The 18,934-nt window shown below is 68.6% G+C and carries 16 protein-coding genes and 1 pseudogene; 8 read left to right on the top strand and 9 right to left on the bottom strand.

What is annotated here, in order from left to right; all coding sequences use genetic code 11:
• Nucleotides 1-76: 76 nt before the first annotated feature.
• Nucleotides 77-904, top strand: a complete 828-nt coding sequence (locus ABZ420_RS16665; protein WP_357123019.1) for a helix-turn-helix domain-containing protein — start codon at nt 77-79, stop codon at nt 902-904.
• A 427-nt stretch (nt 905-1,331) separates the two neighbouring features.
• Nucleotides 1,332-2,021, top strand: coding sequence for a triacylglycerol lipase (locus ABZ420_RS16660; RefSeq protein WP_357123016.1), 690 nt, complete (start codon nt 1,332-1,334; stop codon nt 2,019-2,021).
• 134 nt (nt 2,022-2,155) lie between these two features.
• On the opposite strand, the pseudogene ABZ420_RS16655 reads toward ABZ420_RS16660, so the two are convergent.
• The 3 genes and pseudogenes from ABZ420_RS16655 to ABZ420_RS16645 all read right to left on the bottom strand — a co-directional run bounded on the left by ABZ420_RS16655 (nt 2,156) and on the right by ABZ420_RS16645 (nt 5,007).
• Nucleotides 2,156-3,331: pseudogene (locus ABZ420_RS16655) on the bottom strand (glycosyltransferase).
• A 171-nt stretch (nt 3,332-3,502) separates the two neighbouring features.
• A complete protein-coding gene (locus ABZ420_RS16650) occupies nt 3,503-4,246 on the bottom strand; it encodes a lysophospholipid acyltransferase family protein (RefSeq protein ID WP_357123014.1) in 744 nt (247 codons plus the stop codon).
• Between the two features lie 11 nt (nt 4,247-4,257).
• Nucleotides 4,258-5,007, bottom strand: a complete 750-nt coding sequence (locus ABZ420_RS16645; RefSeq protein WP_357123011.1) for a lysophospholipid acyltransferase family protein — start codon at nt 5,005-5,007, stop codon at nt 4,258-4,260.
• A gap of 120 nt (nt 5,008-5,127) precedes the next feature.
• Between ABZ420_RS16645 and ABZ420_RS16640 the strand changes: the two genes are divergently transcribed.
• Together ABZ420_RS16640 and ABZ420_RS16635 are read left to right on the top strand one after the other, a co-directional pair.
• A complete protein-coding gene (locus tag ABZ420_RS16640) occupies nt 5,128-6,051 on the top strand; it encodes a hypothetical protein (RefSeq protein WP_357123008.1) in 924 nt (307 codons plus the stop codon).
• A gap of 42 nt (nt 6,052-6,093) precedes the next feature.
• The gene (locus tag ABZ420_RS16635; RefSeq protein WP_357123005.1) at nt 6,094-7,632 is read left to right on the top strand and encodes a Rieske 2Fe-2S domain-containing protein; all 1,539 of its coding nucleotides are present in this window, start codon (nt 6,094-6,096) and stop codon (nt 7,630-7,632) included.
• 53 nt (nt 7,633-7,685) lie between these two features.
• On the opposite strand, the gene ABZ420_RS16630 is transcribed toward ABZ420_RS16635, so the two are convergent.
• The 6 genes from ABZ420_RS16630 to serS all read right to left on the bottom strand — a co-directional run bounded on the left by ABZ420_RS16630 (nt 7,686) and on the right by serS (nt 15,078).
• Nucleotides 7,686-8,027 (bottom strand): calmodulin, encoded by a 342-nt coding sequence (locus ABZ420_RS16630; RefSeq protein WP_357123002.1) that lies wholly within the window; start codon nt 8,025-8,027, stop codon nt 7,686-7,688.
• A 165-nt stretch (nt 8,028-8,192) separates the two neighbouring features.
• Nucleotides 8,193-9,218, bottom strand: coding sequence for a MauE/DoxX family redox-associated membrane protein (locus ABZ420_RS16625; RefSeq protein ID WP_357122999.1), 1,026 nt, complete (start codon nt 9,216-9,218; stop codon nt 8,193-8,195).
• 54 nt (nt 9,219-9,272) lie between these two features.
• Complete coding sequence (locus ABZ420_RS16620; protein ID WP_357122997.1) at nt 9,273-10,226, bottom strand: DMT family transporter; 954 nt, start codon at nt 10,224-10,226, stop codon at nt 9,273-9,275.
• 78 nt (nt 10,227-10,304) lie between these two features.
• Nucleotides 10,305-11,708 carry an MFS transporter gene (locus ABZ420_RS16615; protein WP_357122994.1) on the bottom strand — a complete coding sequence of 468 codons (1,404 nt, stop codon included), beginning with the start codon at nt 11,706-11,708 and terminating at the stop codon, nt 10,305-10,307.
• A gap of 144 nt (nt 11,709-11,852) precedes the next feature.
• Nucleotides 11,853-13,640: a bifunctional diguanylate cyclase/phosphodiesterase gene (locus ABZ420_RS16610; RefSeq protein WP_357122991.1), complete on the bottom strand. Its 1,788-nt coding sequence runs from the start codon at nt 13,638-13,640 to the stop codon at nt 11,853-11,855.
• 175 nt (nt 13,641-13,815) lie between these two features.
• A complete protein-coding gene (gene serS, locus ABZ420_RS16605; protein WP_357122988.1) occupies nt 13,816-15,078 on the bottom strand; it encodes a serine--tRNA ligase in 1,263 nt (420 codons plus the stop codon).
• 92 nt (nt 15,079-15,170) lie between these two features.
• Between serS and ABZ420_RS16600 the strand changes: the two genes are divergently transcribed.
• The 4 genes from ABZ420_RS16600 (at nt 15,171) to ABZ420_RS16585 (ending at nt 18,923) form a co-directional block, all read left to right on the top strand.
• On the top strand, nt 15,171-16,871 hold the full coding sequence (locus tag ABZ420_RS16600; protein ID WP_357122985.1) for an aldehyde dehydrogenase family protein: 1,701 nt from the start codon (nt 15,171-15,173) through the stop codon (nt 16,869-16,871).
• A 75-nt stretch (nt 16,872-16,946) separates the two neighbouring features.
• Nucleotides 16,947-18,086, top strand: a complete 1,140-nt coding sequence (locus ABZ420_RS16595; RefSeq protein ID WP_357122982.1) for a septum formation family protein — start codon at nt 16,947-16,949, stop codon at nt 18,084-18,086.
• A gap of 10 nt (nt 18,087-18,096) precedes the next feature.
• Nucleotides 18,097-18,447 carry a metallopeptidase family protein gene (locus tag ABZ420_RS16590; protein ID WP_357122980.1) on the top strand — a complete coding sequence of 117 codons (351 nt, stop codon included), beginning with the start codon at nt 18,097-18,099 and terminating at the stop codon, nt 18,445-18,447.
• A gap of 164 nt (nt 18,448-18,611) precedes the next feature.
• Nucleotides 18,612-18,923, top strand: a complete 312-nt coding sequence (locus ABZ420_RS16585) for a PE domain-containing protein (protein WP_040864191.1) — start codon at nt 18,612-18,614, stop codon at nt 18,921-18,923.
• Nucleotides 18,924-18,934: the final 11 nt, after the last annotated feature.

Here is an 18,934-nt window from a genome sequence, read left to right as displayed (position 1 = left end):
CGTGCCGGGCATTCGCGCAGGTCTCTAGGAAATTTCGGCACACCTGCGGGAGGCGCGACTGCATACAGTGGATGCCGTGACCACCCTGCTGCGCCCGCCGGTCGTGACCGCCGAACTGGTCGAGACGTCCGAGCCCGCGCCGGAGTCGCTGCGCCCGTGGCTGGCCGAACTCGGCCGCATCCCGACCGTGCTCGACCTGTCCGAGCCGTTCGCGCACATTCCACAAGCAGCCACCACGATCGTGCTGCGGGCCGAGCACGGAGACGCCGCTGACGCCCGCGTCGCGCTCGTCGTCGGACCGCAGACCAAGGCGAGCTACTCGCGCGCGAGCAAGCCCGCGGGCTGTGTCCGCCTGCGGCTGGCGCCGGGTGCGGTCCCCGCGCTGCTCGGCGTCTCGGCGGCCGACCTCACCGATCGCGTTCTGCGACTGGACGATTTACCCGGTCCGGTCGCGCGACTGGCTTCCGAGCTGATCGAACTCGCACACGACGAGGTCGTGCCATACCTGGAGAACGAGCTGCCCCGCCGCATCCCCGACGACCCGGCCCAGCGCACCCACCGCAGACTGCTCGCCACCGCCGTGGCTGCCATCGCCGCCGACCGTCCCCTCTCCGTCACCGCGTTGGCCGCACATCTCGCGGTGAGCGAACGACAACTTCGCAACCTGTTCACCAGCGGAATCGGCGTCTCCCCCAAGCACTTCGCACGCATCGACCGCGTCCGCCGGGTCTTGTCCCGGGCCGAGGACACACCATTGGCCGACATCGCCACCGGCACCGGTTACTACGACCAGTCCCACATGACGGCCGATTTCCGCAGCCTGATGGGCGTCCCGCCCACCTCCTTCCTCCGAGGTGAGGTACCCGCCCCTTCCCCGTGCCGCGCGCTCACCCGCTTTTCCTGATCGGCGGTCCGAACGCCCGCAGTAGCAGCATTCGTTCCCCTTCCACGAGGGCCGACCGTGGGTTCAGGACAGGAGCGGCGCAGCAATCGGCTCGTCCGGATACACGGGCGTTGGTGACGATGGCGTCGGCACAGCATCAGGCCGTCGGATTCATCGCCGAGCTGATGCGAGAATTCGGAACTGTTTGTGCAGCAGGTGACTACGACTTCAGCTGGCCCGGGTTCGAGGCTTTGGACTCCTCACCCGACTTGCCCTCTATTGGCAACTCGTCAGCACGACGCAGCTTATCCCGCAATCCCTCCCCGGAATGCCGCGGCAGATCCCAGGCCCTGACGGCAAAATGAGTAACCACATTTCCCAGTGCTCCAGAAGTGCTCGCGCTATCTTCTGTCTGCTCGCGGTGCAGCGAGCAGATCGGAGTCAATTCATGCACATCACGTCGATCACGCGCCGGATCGGAATGGCCGCAATCACACTGGTCGCGACGGCTACCGCTGCACTCGGCATCGCGACGCCGCAGGCAGCTGCGGCGCCGGCGCGAGATCCGATCCTTTTCGTCCACGGTTGGCATGGATCGGCGGCGGACTGGAATTACATGTGGAGCCGATTCCTGGAGGCGGGATACTCCGCGGATAACATGGCACGATTCAGCTACGACGCCACCCAGTCGAACAAAGACATCGCACTGGAGGTGCAAGCACAGGTCGATGCGCTGCGCGCGAAAACCGGTGCCGCCAAGGTCGACATCATCACCCACTCCATGGGCGGCCTCAACAGTCGCTGGTATCTGAAGAAGCTCGACGGCCTGAATTTCGTCGACGACTGGGTCTCCATCGCCGGCCCCAATCACGGCACCGACGCCGCCAACGGATGCCTCGACGCCTCCTGCGAGGAGATGCGGCCCGGCTCAGCCTTCCTGGCCGAACTCAACAACACCGACGAGACCCCCGGCCGGGTGAACTACGGCACCTGGTGGTCACCGTGCGACGAGATCATCAATCCTGATGACAGCACCATTCTCGGCGGTGCCACCAACACCCAGACGCAGTGCCTCGGCCATGTCGCTCTGCTGTCGTCATCGACGGTTTTCGAGGGCGTGCGCGACTTCGTGAAGTAGTCGGCTGAACTCCAGTCCGGCCCCGTCTCGCATCCGCGAGGCGGGGCTGAGTTACACCCCGGTGATCGGCGGCCACTCGACGGATACCGAGCCCGATGACCACACTCCTTCCACAACCACGTGCGGGCGTGATGTCAACCGATCGCGTCTATCAGCAGTTGCGCAGCCACCATTGCCCCGTCCGAGCGGATCGTGCCGGCCACTACGTTCGCGCGGTCTCGGGTGGCGGACGCCAGTGCGATGTCGAGAGCGGCTGACAATGACGCTGTTGTGGGATCCGCCTCCTCGCATGCCGCGCCGATGCCGAGATCGGCTACTCGCCGCGCCCAGTACGGCTGGTCCATCCTCTGGGGTACCACCACTTGCGGCGCGCCCGCGCGGGCGGCAGCCGTCGTCGTGCCCGCGCCGCCGTGCTGGATGACGGCGGCGACCCGGGCGAACAGCGCCTGGTGATCGACGTCATCGATGGCCATGCAGTCGGCGAAGTCGTCGATCAAGGCCAGCTCCGCCCAGCCCCGAGAAAGGAGCACACGGCGGTTGTGGGCGCGGATCGCTTCGATGGCCGTCTCGGCAATACCGGGGCGCATCGGCATACTGCCGAACCCGACGTACACCGGCGCTGTCCCCGCGTCCAAGAACGCCGACAGCTCGGCGGGCAAGGGGCGTTCGTCAGGCATTATCCAGGCACCGGTCTGCAGAACGTTCAGACCCGGCGATGGCGACCACGGACCCAGAATGGGGTCCGCTGCCAGCTATGGGCTGTCGGTGATGACGTGGTCACGTACATCGGCTACCGGTGGTAGCCCGAGCGCTGCCCGGCCGGAGTTGAGCGCGTGGCCGAACTCCGCGTTCCAACCGTGGGTGTCGATCTCCCACAGCAGCTGGTTGCCGATCCCTTCCGGTGCGGGCCGATCGCCCGGCAGCGGCATCGGTGGATGGTGTGGCGAGGGCAGGGTGGTCGGCTGGTAGCTCACGTACTGGTAGTGGATGCCCAGCTTCTCGGCGACGGACCGGGCCGCGAATTGTGTCACGCCGGTCGCTACCACCACGTCGCATCCTGCGGCCGCCGTGGAGAGAGCGCCGAATTGGATTGCGGGCCAATTGATCAGATACCGCGACAGCTCGGTGCGCGAACCGGTCTTCGGCTGCGCCAGCGGCTCCAGCGGCAGGCCGAGGTCAGCACAACGCGAGGCGAAGTCCGGTGGCGCGCACACCCGCGCGTGGGCTCCGAATTCGCACAACCACACCGCGAGGCCCAACATCGGCTCGATGTCGCCGCGCGAGCCGCTCGCCGTCAACAACACCCGCACGGCGTCACCGGCGATCTGCGGCCGGATTCGCACAGATCAGCGCGATCGGAACGAGGTCATCGATGCCACCCATGGCGATCATCATCGAGCCGCAGCACCTCGGGGCGGCGGCACAGCCGTTCCCATCCCGGGGAATCGCCGTGCCGCCGCGCTCCGTATCGACGCGTCGATTCAGCGTGTCTTCGCTCGCCGCCGCCGCTCCATCTCCTCCCGTTCCAGCACGGCCGCTTCCGCGAGGGTCGGGGCGGTCCCGCCGAGGCGCGCGGGCACCCAGCGGGCACCTTCGACCATCGGGTAATCGCGTTGAGCGCTTTCCAGAAGCTCGTTCATCCGGGCGCGGAGGGTGGCGGTCAGTTTCTCGGCCGGTGGGTCGGGTGGGATGGCCGCGCCTACGCTGATGTTGATCGGGAAGTTGTGGCGGCCGAGCTGTCTCGGGATGTCCTTGGTCCAGATCCGGTGGGCGCCCCAGATGATCAGGGGCACGATCGGGACGTCGGCTTCCAGAGCCATGCGCGCCGCGCCGGACTTGAATTCCTTCAGTTCGAAGCTGCGGCTGATCGTCGCCTCGGGGTAGACCACCACCAGTTCACCGTCGCGCAGTGCGGTCACCGCGCGGGCGTACGACCGGGCGCCCGCCGTGCGATCGACGCCGATCGCCTTGCAGTGCTTCATGAGGAAGCCGACGATGCCGTGCTCGAGTTCGGCCTTCATCATGAACCGGACGTTGCGGCCGGACTTCCGCCCGACCAGCCCGACCTCCATGAAATCGAGATAGGCGGTGTGGTTCACGCCCAGCACCGCTCCGCCGGAGCGCGGAATGTGCTCTTGCCCTTCGACATCGATGCGCAGACCCTGCGCGAAGAAGATCGCGCGGGCCACGCCGGTGAGGATGTCGTAGACCGGTTCCCGCGCCATCACAGCTCCCGTTACTGCCCCGCCGCGTCCTTGCCCGCGGCCTTGGCCTCGGCTTCGGCGGCATCCATCGCGTCCGCCTCTTCCAGGGTAGGAGCGCTGCCGCCCAGCCGGGCGGGAACCCAGTACGCGCCGGGCTCGTGCACGTAGTCCTTCTGCAGGTCCAGCAACATGTCCTGCATGGTCGAACGCAGCTCGGCGGTGAGCTCGGCGACGGGCTCGAACGGCTGGATCGGTTCGCCGACGGCGATCGAGATGGGGGTGTTGGTGCGGCCGAGCCGCTTCGGGAAGCCCTTCGTCCAGACCCGCTGCGCGCCCCAGATGACGATCGGGATGATCGGCACCTCCGCCTCGACGGCCATGCGCGCCGCGCCGGACTTGAATTCCTTGATCTCGAAACTGCGGCTGATCGTCGCCTCTGGGTACACGCCGACCAGCTCGCCCCGGCGCAGGTATTCCACGGCGGCCTTGTAGGAGTCCGCGCCCGCCGAGCGGTCCACCGGGATGTGCTTGAGCGCGCGCATGATCGGGCCGGAGATCTTGTTGTCGAAGACCTCCTTCTTGGCCATGAACCGGATGTAGCGCTTCGGTGTGCGCACCGGCAGGCCCGCGTAGGTGAAGTCCATGTAGCCGGTGTGGTTCACCGCCAGCACGGCGCCACCGCGGGCGGGGATGTGTTCAGCGCCCTTGACGGTGAACTTCAGACCTTCGACGAAGAAGACGGTTCGGGCCAGCCCGATGATCGTCCGGTAGACGGGTTCCACAAGTCCGCTAGCGTAGTCGCTGCTCGTCCCACCGGCAGTGCACGCCATCACGCGCCGCGCCGGAGCGAGGACGCTCGAGCAGCCCCGACCACACACGCCTGAGAGAAGAGGATCGCCGAAGTGGAACGCGCCCGATCGGCCCTGCGCGAGGACGACCGCAGTGCAGCACGCGAGCGGAATCGGGCCTCGGTTGGGCGAGCGCCCCGCGCTGCGCTGGTCGGCGGCTCGGTCCTGATCGCAGCGATCGCGTTGTCCGGTTGCGACTCGGTCGTCGGGATTCCGGAGGAGAGCGCGCCGCAAGCGGCGGTGCGCACAACGCCACCGGCCGTCGTCCCGACCACGCCACCGCCCAGCACCTCCGCACTGCCTCCGGTTCCCGCCGACGCTCCGCCGGTCGGCGCGGTCGCCGGGCTGCCCGCGGCCGCGACCGCGATGCAGCGCTGGGCCGCCGACCTGCGCTCGCACACCATCGCCGAGATGCAGGACAAGTGCTGGACCATCGCGCCGAAGAACGTGGCCGACATGTACGCCGACCAGCAGGCCGTCTTCACCGCCTTGGCCCAGCCGGGCACGACGACCGAGGACGCCGTCGTCTGGAGGAGCCCGGCCGCCACGGTCGCCGTGCCACGCGCCGAGCTCGAGAGCGGCTACGCCTGCCCACGCGTCGCCACGGAGGGCGCGGAGATCGCCTACAACGACGCCGATGCCCGCCACACCGTGCGCCGCTACCTGTCCCGGTTCGTCGGCACACCGCTCGACCCCGCCGACAAGGAGGGCGACTACCCTCTGATCTGCAAGGCGTCCCCGGCGACCTGGGATCCCAAAGGCACCGGGCGTCCGAGCCCCGCGCCGCTGGCGAACAACCAGGGCGTGCTCACCGGGGCCACCGAGTTCGCCGACCAGCAGATCCGGTCGGAGCAGGTGAACACCGACTACATCGCGGTGCTCGTGCCGGTGACCAACTCCTCCGGTGTGACGCAGACCCGCACCTTCACCTTGCGCTCCGGGCCGGACGGCTACTGCATCGGCGACATCTCGCCGTAACTACTACCCTGGTTGGCTGGTAAACAGCAGGAGGAGCAGCTAGTGCAGATCACCAGCGTCGGACACGCCGGATTCCACATCCGCACCGCGGCCGGGTCGATCCTTTGCGATCCCTGGGTGAACCCCGCGTACTTCGGTTCCTGGTTCCCGTTCCCCGACAACACCGGGCTGGACTGGGACGAGCTGGGCGCGTGCGACTTCCTGTACGTCTCACACCTGCACCGCGACCACTTCGACGCTCGGACGCTGACCGAGCACGTCAACAAGGACGCGACCGTCCTACTGCCGGACTATCCCGTGCCGGACCTGCGCCGCGAGCTCGAACAACTGGGCTTCCACAAGTTCTTCGAGACCGAGGACTCGGTCAAGCACACGGTGACCGGTCCCGGCGGCGACCTGGAGATCATGATCATCGCGCTGCGCGCGCCCGCCGACGGCCCGATCGGCGACTCCGGGCTGGTCGTCTCCGACGGCGAGACCACCTGCTTCAACATGAACGACGCCCGGCCGGTCGACATGGACGTGCTGCACGACGCGTTCGGCCAGGTGGACATCCATCTGCTGCAGTACTCGGGCGCGATCTGGTACCCGATGGTGTACGACATCCCGGCCCGCACCAAGTCGAACTTCGGCAAACAGAAGCGTCAGCGCGGCATGGACCGCGCGCGCAGCTACATCGAGCAGGTCGGCGCGACCTGGGTGGTGCCGTCGGCGGGTCCGCCGGTGTTCCTCGACGACGAGCTGCGCTACCTCAACGACGATCGCGGTGACGAGGGCAACATCTTCCCCGATCAGAAGGTGTTCCTGGAGCAGATGGAGATCCACGGCAACGCCGGCGGCATCCTGATGATCCCCGGTTCGGTCGCCGACGTGCGCGGCGCCGAGCTGACGTTGACCCATCCCAGCGACCCAGCCGAGATCTACGAGCACAAGGCCGAGTACATCGAGCGGATGGCCCAGCGCTCGGCGCCGGTGCTGGAGGCCGAGAAGGCGACCTGGGAACGCGGCGACGGCTCCCTGCTGGAACCGCTGCGCAAGCTGTTCGAGCCGATCATGGCGCAGAGCGACGTGATCTGCGACGGCATCGGCTACCCGGTCGGCCTGGTGATCGGCGAGGAAACCATCGTGCTGGACTTCCCCAAGCGCGCGGTGCGCGAGCCGATCGAAGGCGAGGGCCGCTACCGCTACGGCTTCCGCATCGCGCCGGAACTGGTGCGCACGGTGCTGCGCGACCGGGAGCCCGACTGGGTGAACACCATCTTCCTGTCCACCCGCTTCCAGGCCTGGCGGATCGGCGGGTACAACGAGTTCCTCTACACGTTCTTCAAATGCCTCACCGACGAGCGAATCGCCTACGCCGACGGCTGGTTCGCCGAGGCGCACGACGATTCCGCCTCCACCGAGCTCAGCGGCTGGGAGGTGCAGCGCCGCTGCCCGCACCTGAAGGCGGACCTGTCGAAGTTCGGTGTGGTGGAGGGCAACACGCTCACCTGCAACCTGCACGGCTGGCAGTGGGACCTGGAGTCGGGACGCTGCAAGACGTCGAAGGGTCACGAACTGCGCTCGCGCAAGCTGGACTGACCCGACTTCCGGCCGACGCGTCCGCGCCGGCCGGAAGCGTTGCCAGCTGATTGCTATCGGTCGGCAACCTCGCGGGTCAGCTTCGACGACCACGGGCACCACATACAGCCGGGCAGGAAGGCGCCGCAGGCCTCGTCCAAGTGGTCGTTGACGTACATGATGCTGGCGTCGCAGACCTCGATCGCCATGGTGAAGAAGGTGATGGTGTCCGGGTCCAGATGGAAGTCCCAGCCCGGGTTGTAGGGCGCGGGCATCTTCCGGATCCGTCCCATGACGTGCACAGACATCTGCTCGTCACCCGACAGGATGCGGCGGGCCTCAGCGATCCGCTGTTCATTGGTCAGCTGGATGATGAACTCTTTGCCGGAGTAGTCGGTGAATGCGAAGAACGCCATATCTTTCCCCTCTTGTCGATGGGTCTGTGGTCGATCGCTGGCGAATTCCGCACCGGTGCGACTCGATCCTATCGGTGCCTCACGTTAATTTGCTGAAAATTTGCCAACTAGCGAATAACCGGACTGGGGTCGGTCTCGGGAGCGGAAAAGAGGTACGTCCCGAAATCAACGCGCGGCCCCGGCCGGGACCCTGTCGCGCGCGGGTTCGCGCGGTGCTTTCCGCACCGTGGTGATCAACTCGCGGATCGCGATACCCCCTCTGGCCACCGGCGCGGCGACACGCCCCTCAGGGTCGATCAGCACAGCGGAGGGGGTGCCGCGCACCCGGTAGCGCAAGGCGGCCTCGTTGGCCTGCTGCACGAGCGAGGGAATGTCACCCAGTCCGTGCTCGACGCCCCAAGCGGCTTGCTCGGCGGCGTCTCCGTTGCCGACCGCCACGATGGCCAGGGCGTCAGCCGCCCGAGCGCGCCAGCGGGGCAACTCGCGGGCCAGCGCAGCGCACAGCTCGCAGCCCGGGTGCACGAAGACCAGCAGGACCGACCTCGCCCCGCTCAGCAGATCCTCGAGCGTGGTCTTCGTTCCCTGCGGGCCGAACAGCTCGAACTCCGGCGCCACCGCGCCGACCGGCAAGCCCTCCGCACCCAGGGTGGACAGCGCCTGCTCGTCCACCCGGCGGCGCAGGAGACGCACCTGGCCCGCCAACCACACCAGCACCGCCACCACCGCGGCGGCCACCGCGCAGCCGATCGCGTTGTCGGTTGGCAGACCCATCGGCACGCGCGGATGTGTCAACGCGCCGATAACCACCAGCACGGCGAGCACGGCGAAAAGACCATTGCGCATCAAGATCTTCGGCCCGATCGGCGCGGCGCTCGTAGCACCGAAACAGGAACAGGATGGATGCTCGCCACGCCGCAGCAAGCGCACGATCACCGCCGTGAACACGGCGAGCAACAGCAGCGTCGCCAGCGCGGCCACGCCGCAAACCCACGGAAGCAGCACGCCTACCGCGATGGTCGCCTCGGCGATCGACAGCGCCCAGGCCACCGCGGGCGCCCAGCGCAGCGGCACCCCGAAATCCCCCACCGCCTGCCGCGTCGCGCTCCGATCCGCCAGCTTGCCCCACGCCGACAACCCGAACACGACACACAGCCCGAGCCGCGAAACCCACACCCCGTATTCGATCAGCATGAGCGCACCATTCCACACTCATGCGCTTCGAGCATGAATGCGCGGCGAGTGTCCTCAGGACTGCGACCGAGTGGCGATGGCGACCGCGACCAGGGTCAGCGCACAACCGATGATCGCGGTGGCGGACAGGCCTGCGCTGGTCGGGGTGAGCACATCGAGGATCACCGAGACCAGCAATTGCCCCGCCACCGAGGTGAGCCCGAGCAGAAGGACGCCGATCCAGCGAACGGTCAGCGCGGCGAGGGCGATGAAGGCGACGCCGATGAAACCGCCGAGATACAGCCAAGGCTCGGTGGGGAATTCGGCCGGCCCGCCGGAGGACGCGACGACCACGGCCTCGATGACGAGCAGCGCGGCCAGACCGGCGCAGAAATTCACCATGGCCGCCGAGAGCGACCCGCCGACGGCGCCCACCTTGCCGTTCACCGCCTGCTGCCAGGCCAGTCCGATGCCCGCCAACGCGGGCAGCACGATCAGCAGAGCGGTCGGCGTGCCGCGCAGCGCGTCGGGCACGGAGAGCCCACCGGTGACGCGAGTGTGCCCGAATCCGGCGACGAGCACCGCGACCACGCCGAGCGCCGCACCCACCAGACGCACCGTCGTGACCGGCGTGCGTCCGCTCGGACCGAGCCCGAGCCGGTCGACCACCAGACTGCTGAGCAGCTGGCCCGCGACGGCCGCCACGGTGAACGCGGTGACGCCGATCGCCGCGACGGTCAGTCCCTGGCACGCGACGAAGAACGCGCCGCACAGACCGCCGAGCAACTGCCACGGCCGCAGCACGCCCTCCGACAACGCCCGCCGCACCCGCCGCCCACCCTCCCGCAGCCGCCCACTGACCGCGAACGCCACCGCCAGCACGACGAATCCCGCCCCGAAACTGATCACCGCCGCGGCGACCCCGTCCTCCAGCCGCGCCCCCAACGCCCCATTGATCCGCGCCTGCACCGCCACCCCCGCACCGATCCCGAACCCGAAAACCAGCCCCACCCTCGCCTCCGCACTCACCTTCCGCACGCTACCCAACCGCGAGTGGCACATGGTCGCGGCGTTTCCCGAGAAGAGCTCTCGGTGGTGTGCCGCTCGTCAGTCGGCGCGGGGTGGGAGCCAGCGGGGAGCGAGGGTGGAGAGGGCGAGGATGGAGGCTCCGAGAAGGGCCAAGAGGGTGGCCATGGAGGACCAGAGGGTGATCACGGCGGCGAAGCCGAAGACCGCTAGGGCGATCACCTCGCCCAAGAGGCCGGAGACGGAGGTGACGGTCGCCCGGGCCGGGCCCTCGATGGCGTCCTGGAGGCGGGCGCCCGCGACGATGCCCGCGTTGTAGACGATGCCGTAGGAGACGCCGATCGACGCGAAACCGAGGCCCGTCAACAGGTAGATCGCGTCCGGACGACCGGTCGCGAGGCCTGCGATCAGCGCGCCGCCGAGGAAGAGCACGCCGGCAACGCCCACCGCGATCGACATCGTGCGGCCCGACATTCCTTCGGTGCGCCCCGCCAGCACCGAACCGGTCAGCGAACCGAGCACGGTGAGACCGACCAGCAGCGGCACCACAGCGGTCGAGATGCCCGATTCCTCCGCCAGCAGGGCGAAATACTCGTCGAACGCCGTGATCCCGAACAGCAGCGCTTCCAGCAGCACGCCATGGCGCACCACCCGCACGCGGACCGCCTCGCCCACACCGGCTTTCAGCATGGTGAGGTATCGCGCGAACGGGCGAGGCCGGGCCGCTTCGCGATTCCCGGTGAACGCCGCCTCGTCTGTCTCGTCCCGACCGCCGGACACCGAGACGGGACCACGTCCGTCCGCACCGGGCGCCCCGCCGAGTCGGGCGGAGTCGCCCGCGAAGTCGAGGAGGGACGCGACGTTCCCGACTGCCGGGTCCGGGGCCGACACAGCGGTGCGCGCAGCGGATGCCGGCTCTTCCTCTTCCAGGTCGTCGATGTCCGCCGCCGACACCGCCTTCGGCGCGGTGGGCAGCGACAGCGCGATCAGCGTATGCACGGCCGCGACGGCGACACTGGACCAGCCGACCAGGGCATAGCCGCCGTAGAGATACAGGGGTGTCGCGGCGACGATCGCGATGACGACGGCCGCTTCCGCTCCGGCGCGGGTGTAGCCGAGCACGCGCGGGTATGCCGACGACTCGCCCCGGGCGGCCAGCTCGTCGTACAGCAGCGCCTCGAAGGTGCCGGAGGCCAGCGCCCCCGAGGTTCCCCACAGCACGAATCCGGCGGCGAAACCCGCGAAGGAGGGCGCCACCGTCCACAGCGCGAAGCCTGCCGTCAGCAACGCACCGCTGAGCACGAGCAGTCCGCGCCGGGAGACGGTGTCGGCCCACGCACCGGAGGGCACCTCGAGCAGGAACGAAGTCGCCGACCAGATGGCGAACAGCAAGGAGATCTGCCCCGTGCTCATGCCGTGGTCGGCGAACAGCAGGGCGTACAGCGCGTACAGCGGAATCAGTTCACCGATGCTCTTGAAGAGCACCGCCCGAACCGTCAGCGAGCGCAGGCCGAAGGTATGTGCGCTACCAGCCCGCGGGGAGCGCAGCGATTCGGCGAATCAATAGGCGTAGACGAGCAATCGCATGTCGACCAGCATGCTCAAAGTCGGCCCGTACGGTCAAGCGATTTACGGCAGCGGCACCCAGCCGTTGGCGGGCACCGAGTCCCCATCACCCAGTTCCCGGTCGGTGACGCCGGGGCCGATCCGGCCTTTGTTCTCGTTGAGGTCGCTGATCAGCTCCGAGACCGGGTGCGAATCGCTGTAGTGATAACCCTGCGCGAGCGCGAAGCCCAGTTCGGTGAGCACGGCCGCTTGGTATTCGGTCTCCACGCCCTCGGCGATGACCTGCAGGTCCAGCGCGTTGGACAGGGCGGCGATCACGCCGAGCAAAGGCGGCGCGGGCGAATCGGAGCGGATCGCGGCGACGAAGGACTGATCGACTTTGAGGATGTCGCTGGGCAGGGTGGCCAGCCTGCTGAGCGAGGAGTAACCGGTGCCGAAGTCGTCGATGGCGATGCGCACGCCCCGGTCGCGCAGCAGGTGCAGATTCTCGATCGCGGTCTGTGATTCGGCGGCCAGCTCGCTCTCGGTCACCTCGAGCACCAGCTGATCGGCGGGCCATCCCGTGGCGGCGAGGATGCCCGCCACCCGGTCGGCGTAACCGGTCTCGGCCAGCTCCAGCCCGCTGACGTTCACATTCAGCGTCAGATCCAGCTGGGCGAAGGTTTCCTGCAACCGAGCGGCGTCCGCGCAGGCCCGGCGCAGCACCAGTTCGTCCAGGTCGGAGATGAGGTCGTACTCCTCGGCGACGCGGATCAGACCCTCGGTGGTGACATCCGGCTGCGCGCTGGACGACCAGCGCAGCAGTGCCTCCACGCCGACCGCCTTGCCGCCGCCTTCGGTCAGGCTGACGATCGGCTGGTAGTGCACGTCGAGGGCGCCGCGGTCGATCGCCTCGCGCAGCTCCACCGCCAGCGGCAACTGCCGGGAGGACTCCAGCACCGTCCGGTTGCGCCCGGCCTGCTTGGCCCGGTACAGACCGACATCGGCGCGGCTGACCAGCAGCGACCCGGATTCCCCCGGCTGCCAGGAGGTCACACCGGCCGAACAGCCGGTGGTCACCGCCGCGCGCAGCTGCTCGGTGAGCAGGATCGCGGCCTGCTCGGTGGTGTTCGGCAGCAGCAAGGCGAACGCGTCGCCGCCGTAGCGCGCCAGGCGCTGGTCGGGGGCCAGTAGCTTCGACCAGGTGTCGGCCACCCGCTGCAGGACGGCGTCACCGGCGCGATGGCCGAGATGGTCGTTGATCTTCTGGAAGCGGTCCAGGTCGACCAGCACCAGCGCGAGCCCGTGACCGGACCTGGTGGCCTGCTGGATCGCGGTGTTCAGCGCCCGGTCGAAGCCGCGCCGGTTGAGCAGTCCGGTGAGCACGTCGATGTCGGCCTCGGACGCCATCCTGGTCAGGATTCCGACCACGACGCCGACGCCGAAGGTCACACCGGCCGGGATCAGGCCCGACCACCACGGCAGCCCGGGACTCACCGGCCGCGCGGGCAGCACCCACAGGCACAGCGCCAACGCGAACGCGATGTGGGCGGCGGCCTGCGACCAAGCGAAGAACAAGGCGGCGTCGCAGGCGATGAATACGTAGAACGCGGCGAGGCTGATCGCGCCCACCGTGTTCGGAAAGGAGTGCACCGCGATCGTCACCAGCACCGTCGCTATCGCGACGTACACGTGGTGGATCGAATGCGGCAGCCGTGGGCCCCACGCGAGCAGCGTGAGACCGAGCACCAGCGCTACCGCTGCTGCCCCGCCGACCAGCGGCCGATTACCCTCCTCACCAGGGGCGATGGCGGTGATCAACAGACCGAGCACCCCGCCCATGACGTAGAACGCCCCGGTGGTCCGAGCCATGACCATAGCCGTCGCCAGCGCAGACGCGGCCCGCACCCGGGTTCGGGTATCGCCGCGAGACCCGATTCCTCGCACGACGAATAGCCTATCCACAAGGAATCCCGCCGGTTGCCACATCCCGGGAATCCGGCATGGCGAACCAGTAGCTATTCACCTGGACATCGTTCGCGTGTGGTCAGTTCGCCGGTCGGAGCACGTCGGTCCCGACGAACGGAACCAGGGCGGACGGAACCCGGACCGACCCGTCGGCTTGCTGATGATTCTCCAGCAGCGCCACGATCCAGCGGGTGGTCGCGAGGGTGCCGTTCAAGGTGGCGGCGATCTGCGGCTTGCCGTTCTCGTCGCGATAACGCACCGACAGCCTGCGTGCCTGGTAGGTGGTGCAGTTGGAGGTCGAGGTGAGCTCGCGGTAGGTCTGCTGCGTCGGCACCCACGCCTCACAATCGAACTTGCGCGCGGCCGAGCTGCCGAGATCGCCGGCCGCGACGTCGATCACCCGGTAGGGCACCTCGATCGCCGCGAGCATCTCCTGTTCCCAGGCGAGCAAGCGCTGGTGTTCGGCGTCGGCCTGATCGGGCGTGGTGAAGACGAACATCTCCACCTTGTCGAACTGGTGCACCCGGATGATGCCGCGGGTGTCCTTGCCGTAGCTGCCCGCCTCCCGGCGGAAACACGACGACCAGCCCGCATACCGCTTGGGCCCGCCGCTCAGGTCGAGGATCTCGTCCGAGTGGTAGCCCGCCAGCGGCACCTCCGAGGTGCCCACCAGGTAGAGGTCGTCGTCGGCGAGGTGGTAGACCTCCGCCGAATGCTGTCCGAGGAACCCCGTGCCCGCCATGACCTCCGGGCGCACCAGCACCGGCGGGATCATCATGGTGAAGCCGTTGGCCACGGCCTGCTGCGCGGCCAGTTGCAGCAGCCCTAGCTGCAGCAGCGCGCCGTAGCCGGTCAGGAAGTAGAACCGGGCGCCGGACACCTTCGCGCCGCGCTCCATGTCGATCAGGCCGAGCGACTCGCCGAGTTCCAGGTGGTCCTTCGGCTCGAAGTCGAACTCGGGCGGCGCGCCGACGGTTTGCAGCACGACGTAATCGTCCTCGCCGCCCGCGGGCGCGCCCTGCTGCACCACGTTGGAGATGGCGCGGTGCGCGGCGTCCAGATCCGCGTCGGCGGCATGCTGTGCGGCCTCGGCCTCCTTGACCTTGACCGACATCTCCGACGCCTGCGCCAGCAGCGCGGAACGCTCTTCCTTGCTCGCCTTGCCGATCAGCTTGCCCATCGCCTTGTGCTCGGCGCGCAGATTGTCCGCGGTGGCCACCGCGGCACGCCGCGCCGCGTCCGCCTCGAGCAGCGCGTCGACGAGAGCGGGGTCTTCGCCGCGGGCGCGCTGCGAGGCGCGGACCGCATCGGGGTCGTCCCGCAGGAATCGGAGGTCGATCATGGGCAACCAGCCTAGTGGTCGCTGTGCCGACCTTTCACGCCGATATCCCAGGATGCGGTACATCCGCGCGAGATCGCGCGCATAGTGGGCTTGTGGGCACTCCGTTCGACGAGACAGCCATCGACAACGCCCTGGCCGACCTGATCGCGGGCGAGAAGGCGTGGGCCGCGACCTCGCTGCGCCGCCGCCGCGAGCTGCTCGACGAGATCCACGCCCGGACCGCCCGCTTCGCGGAGGACTGGGTGCGGGCCGCGTGTGTCGTCAAGGACCTCGCCCCGGATTCCCCGCTGGTCGGCGAGGAATGGATGTCCGGCCCGCTCACCCTGCTGCAAGCCACGGCCGCGCTGTCGGCCACCCTCGCCGCCCTGGAGGCCGGGCGCACCCCGCTGACCGGCATCACGCTGCGGGAGGCGCCGGGCGGACGGGTTGCGGTGCCGGTATTCCCGCTCGGCGTCTACGACCGGCTGCTGCTCAACGGTTTTCACGGTGAGGTGTGGCTGCGCCCCGGCGTGGACGCGGGCGCCGCACGCAGGCGAGCCGGACTCGGCCAGCTGGATCCCACCGCGACCGGCGGGATCGGCGCCGTGCTCGGCGCGGGCAACATCACCTCGATCCCGCCGCTGGACGCGCTGTACGAGCTGTACGCGCACAACCGGGTGGTCGCCCTGAAACTCAACCCGATCACCGACCCGCTGTTCACGGTGTTCGAGATGGTCTTCGAACCGCTGCTGGAACTCGGCGTGCTGCGGATTCTCACCGGCGGCGCACCGCAGGGTGGCTATCTGGTCGGTCATCCCGATGTCGCGCACGTGCACATGACCGGCAGCGCGCAGACCCACGACGCCATCGTGTGGGGCCCAGGCGCGGAGGGCGCGGAGCGGAAGAAGGACAACCGGCCGCTGCTGGACAAACCGATCACCAGCGAGCTGGGCGGCGTCTCGCCGACCATCGTGGTGCCCGGCGACTGGTCCGACGCCGATCTGCGCTACCAGGCCGAGCACGTGGCGACCCAGCGGCTGCACAACGGCGGCTACAACTGCGTGGCCGCGCAGGCGGTGGTGATCGGCGCGGAGTGGGACCGCAAGGACCGGTTCCTCGCCGAGCTGCGCCTGGCCATGGAGCGGGCGCCACAGCGCACGGCGTACTACCCGGGCAGCGACGCGCGTGTCGCCGACGCGGTGGCCTCGTATCCGGAGGCCGAGCGTCTCGGCGGGCAACGGGTGCTGGTCGAGGGGTTGCCGCCCACCGGCACACCACTGTTGCGCACGGAGTACTTCTCCCCCGTGCTCGGCGTGGTCGAATTGCCCTTCGCGGGCGGCGAGTTCCTGCAACGCGCGGTCGACATCGCCAATGCCGAGCTGACCGGGACGCTCGGCGCGAACGTGATCGCTCATCCGACGACCATCCGCAGGCTCGGCGTCGCCTTCGACCGCGCGATCGAGCGGCTGCGCTACGGCGCGATCGCGGTGAACACCTGGACCGGGCTGGCCTTCCTCGCGCCGCGGGCCGCCTGGGGAGCCTTCCCTGGCCACACCCTCGACGACGTGCAGAGCGGGATCGGCGTGGTGCACAACGCGCTGCTGCTCGACGACGTGGAGCGCACGGTGGTGCGCGGCCCGTTCCGGCCCGCGCCGCGCTCGTTGCTGGGCGGCGAACTCGCCCTCTCCCCCAAGCCGCCGTGGTTCGTCGACAACGCCACCGCCGCGACCACCGGGCGCAGGCTCACCGAGTTCTACGCCGACGCCAACCCCGCCCGCCTGCCCGGCGTCTTCCTTTCGGCTCTGCGCGGCTGACCGCCCGTGACTCGTGCCGCGCCGATCGGGGCAGGTCGTGGCACCGAGGCACGGACGCTGCCATGATGGACCGCGATGTCCTCCGAACCTGTGTCCCGGTCCCCGCAGGCGCCCAAGCGCGGCGCGTCGTCGCGTGCCGACTCGGTACGCCGCTCGATCGACTCGGCCAAGGCCGCTCTCGCCGACAGCGATCTGCGCGATGTGCAGCTGTCGGCGCCCACATTGCGCTGGGGTCTGCTCGCGGTGGCCGTCGGCGCCGTCGTCGCGGCCCTGGTGACGCTGTCCATCACCGGCTTCGACAACGGGAAGAACCTGGAAGTGCACAATCCCGGCTCCCCGGCGCAGCCCGTGCTGGACAAGGAATTCGGCACCGCCGCCAAGGGCGACTGCCTGAGCTGGACCAAGCCCGACCGGTCCGACCTGGTCAAGGTGAACTGCTCGAGCAAGCACATGTTCGAGGTCGCGGCCGACATCGATATGAGCAGGTACCCGGGCAAGGAGTTCGGTCCGGGCTCGCGCTTCCCGGACTCGCTGCGGCTCACCGAGCTGAAGGAAGAGCACTGTGTGCCCTCGGTGCAGAAGTACATGTCGGGCCGCTTCGATCCGCGCGGCAAGTACATCGTCGGACTGATGTACCCGAGCCCGGACGGCTGGCAGCACGGTGACCGCACCCTGCGCTGCGGCCTGCAGGTCGCGGCCAGCGTCGGCACCCCGCCGTCGGTCGGCAGCGCCACCGAGCACGACCAGTCCAAGGTGTACGAGGCGGGCGTGTGCCTCGGCATCAACCAGAACCTGCCCACCGATCCGGTGGACTGCGCGCAGCCGCACGCCGTCGAGATCGTCTCCACAGTCGATCTCGCCGGGCACTTCACCGGCGGCCCGCCCGCCAAAGAGGATCAGGACAAGTTCGTCGAGGAGGAGTGCACCCGCACCTCGACCGACTACCTGGGCGGGCCGGACGTCATCCGCAACAAGACGCTCACGCTGTTCTTCGACTACATCGATGCCCGCAGCTGGATGGCGGGCAGCCGCAAACTGGACTGCATGATCGGCAAGGGCGCCGATCGGGAAGGTTTCGCGCCGATCACCGGCTCGGCCAGGGGCGACATCCTGATCAACGGCCAGGCTCCGGTACCGCCGCCGAACACCGGGCGTTCCACGCCCGCACCGTTGCCCGGCGCCGCGCCGCTGCCGCCGCAGCCCCAGCCGAGGTAGCCCGGCGCCGATGCCTGTATCGATGTCCGACGACCGGTTCGAGGAATTGGTCGGGGACGCATTGGATCTCATCCCGCCCGAGCTGACCCGCGCGATCGACAATGTGGTCGTGCTGATCGAGCCGCGAAATCCGGAGGATCCGCATCTGCTGGGCCTGTACCACGGCATCGCGCTCACCGAACGCGACAGTCATTACGGCGGAGCGCTTCCCGATACCGTGACCATCTACCGCGAGGCCATTCTCGAGCTCTGCGCCGACGAGACGGCAGTCGTGGAAGAGGTGGCGGTCACCGTGATCCACGAGATCGCACACTATTTCGGCATTGACGAAGACCGCCTGCATCAGCTGGGATGGGGATAGTCTGAACCGAGCTGTATTGCGCACCCCGAGCGGTGGGTGTGTAATCGGCACGGAGATCGAAAAGTTGGGGATTCGATGGAACCGATCGCGTTGCTGTCGCGTCCTATCACTCGAAGGGGGAATTCTCGTGGTTCCGCCCCACAGCCACTAGAAGGAGTCGAGTCATGGTTGGACATGTACTGATCGCACCCGAAGCCATTCTCGCCGCCGCGGCCGAACTCGACCTCGTCGCCGAACGTCTGGCCGCCGCCGCGGCGATCACCGCGCCCGCGACGCACGTGCTGCCCTCCGGCGCCGAGGAGGTCTCCTTCCTCGGCGCGAGCCATTTCAACCAGGGGGCGATGTCGCACGACCGCGCGATCGCGCAGGCGATTCTGGAATGCCACCACGCCGCGGCGACGCTGCGCATGCAGCTGGCGCAGCACGTCGCGGGTGACGTGGTGCGCGCCGCGGGCATCAGCGCCATCCAGGTGTAGTTCCAGACCCA

The organism is Nocardia sp. NPDC005745, from assembly GCF_040630775.1.
Classification (GTDB): Bacteria; Actinomycetota; Actinomycetes; order Mycobacteriales; family Mycobacteriaceae; genus Nocardia.
This window is presented reverse-complemented; position numbering and strand designations above follow the sequence as displayed.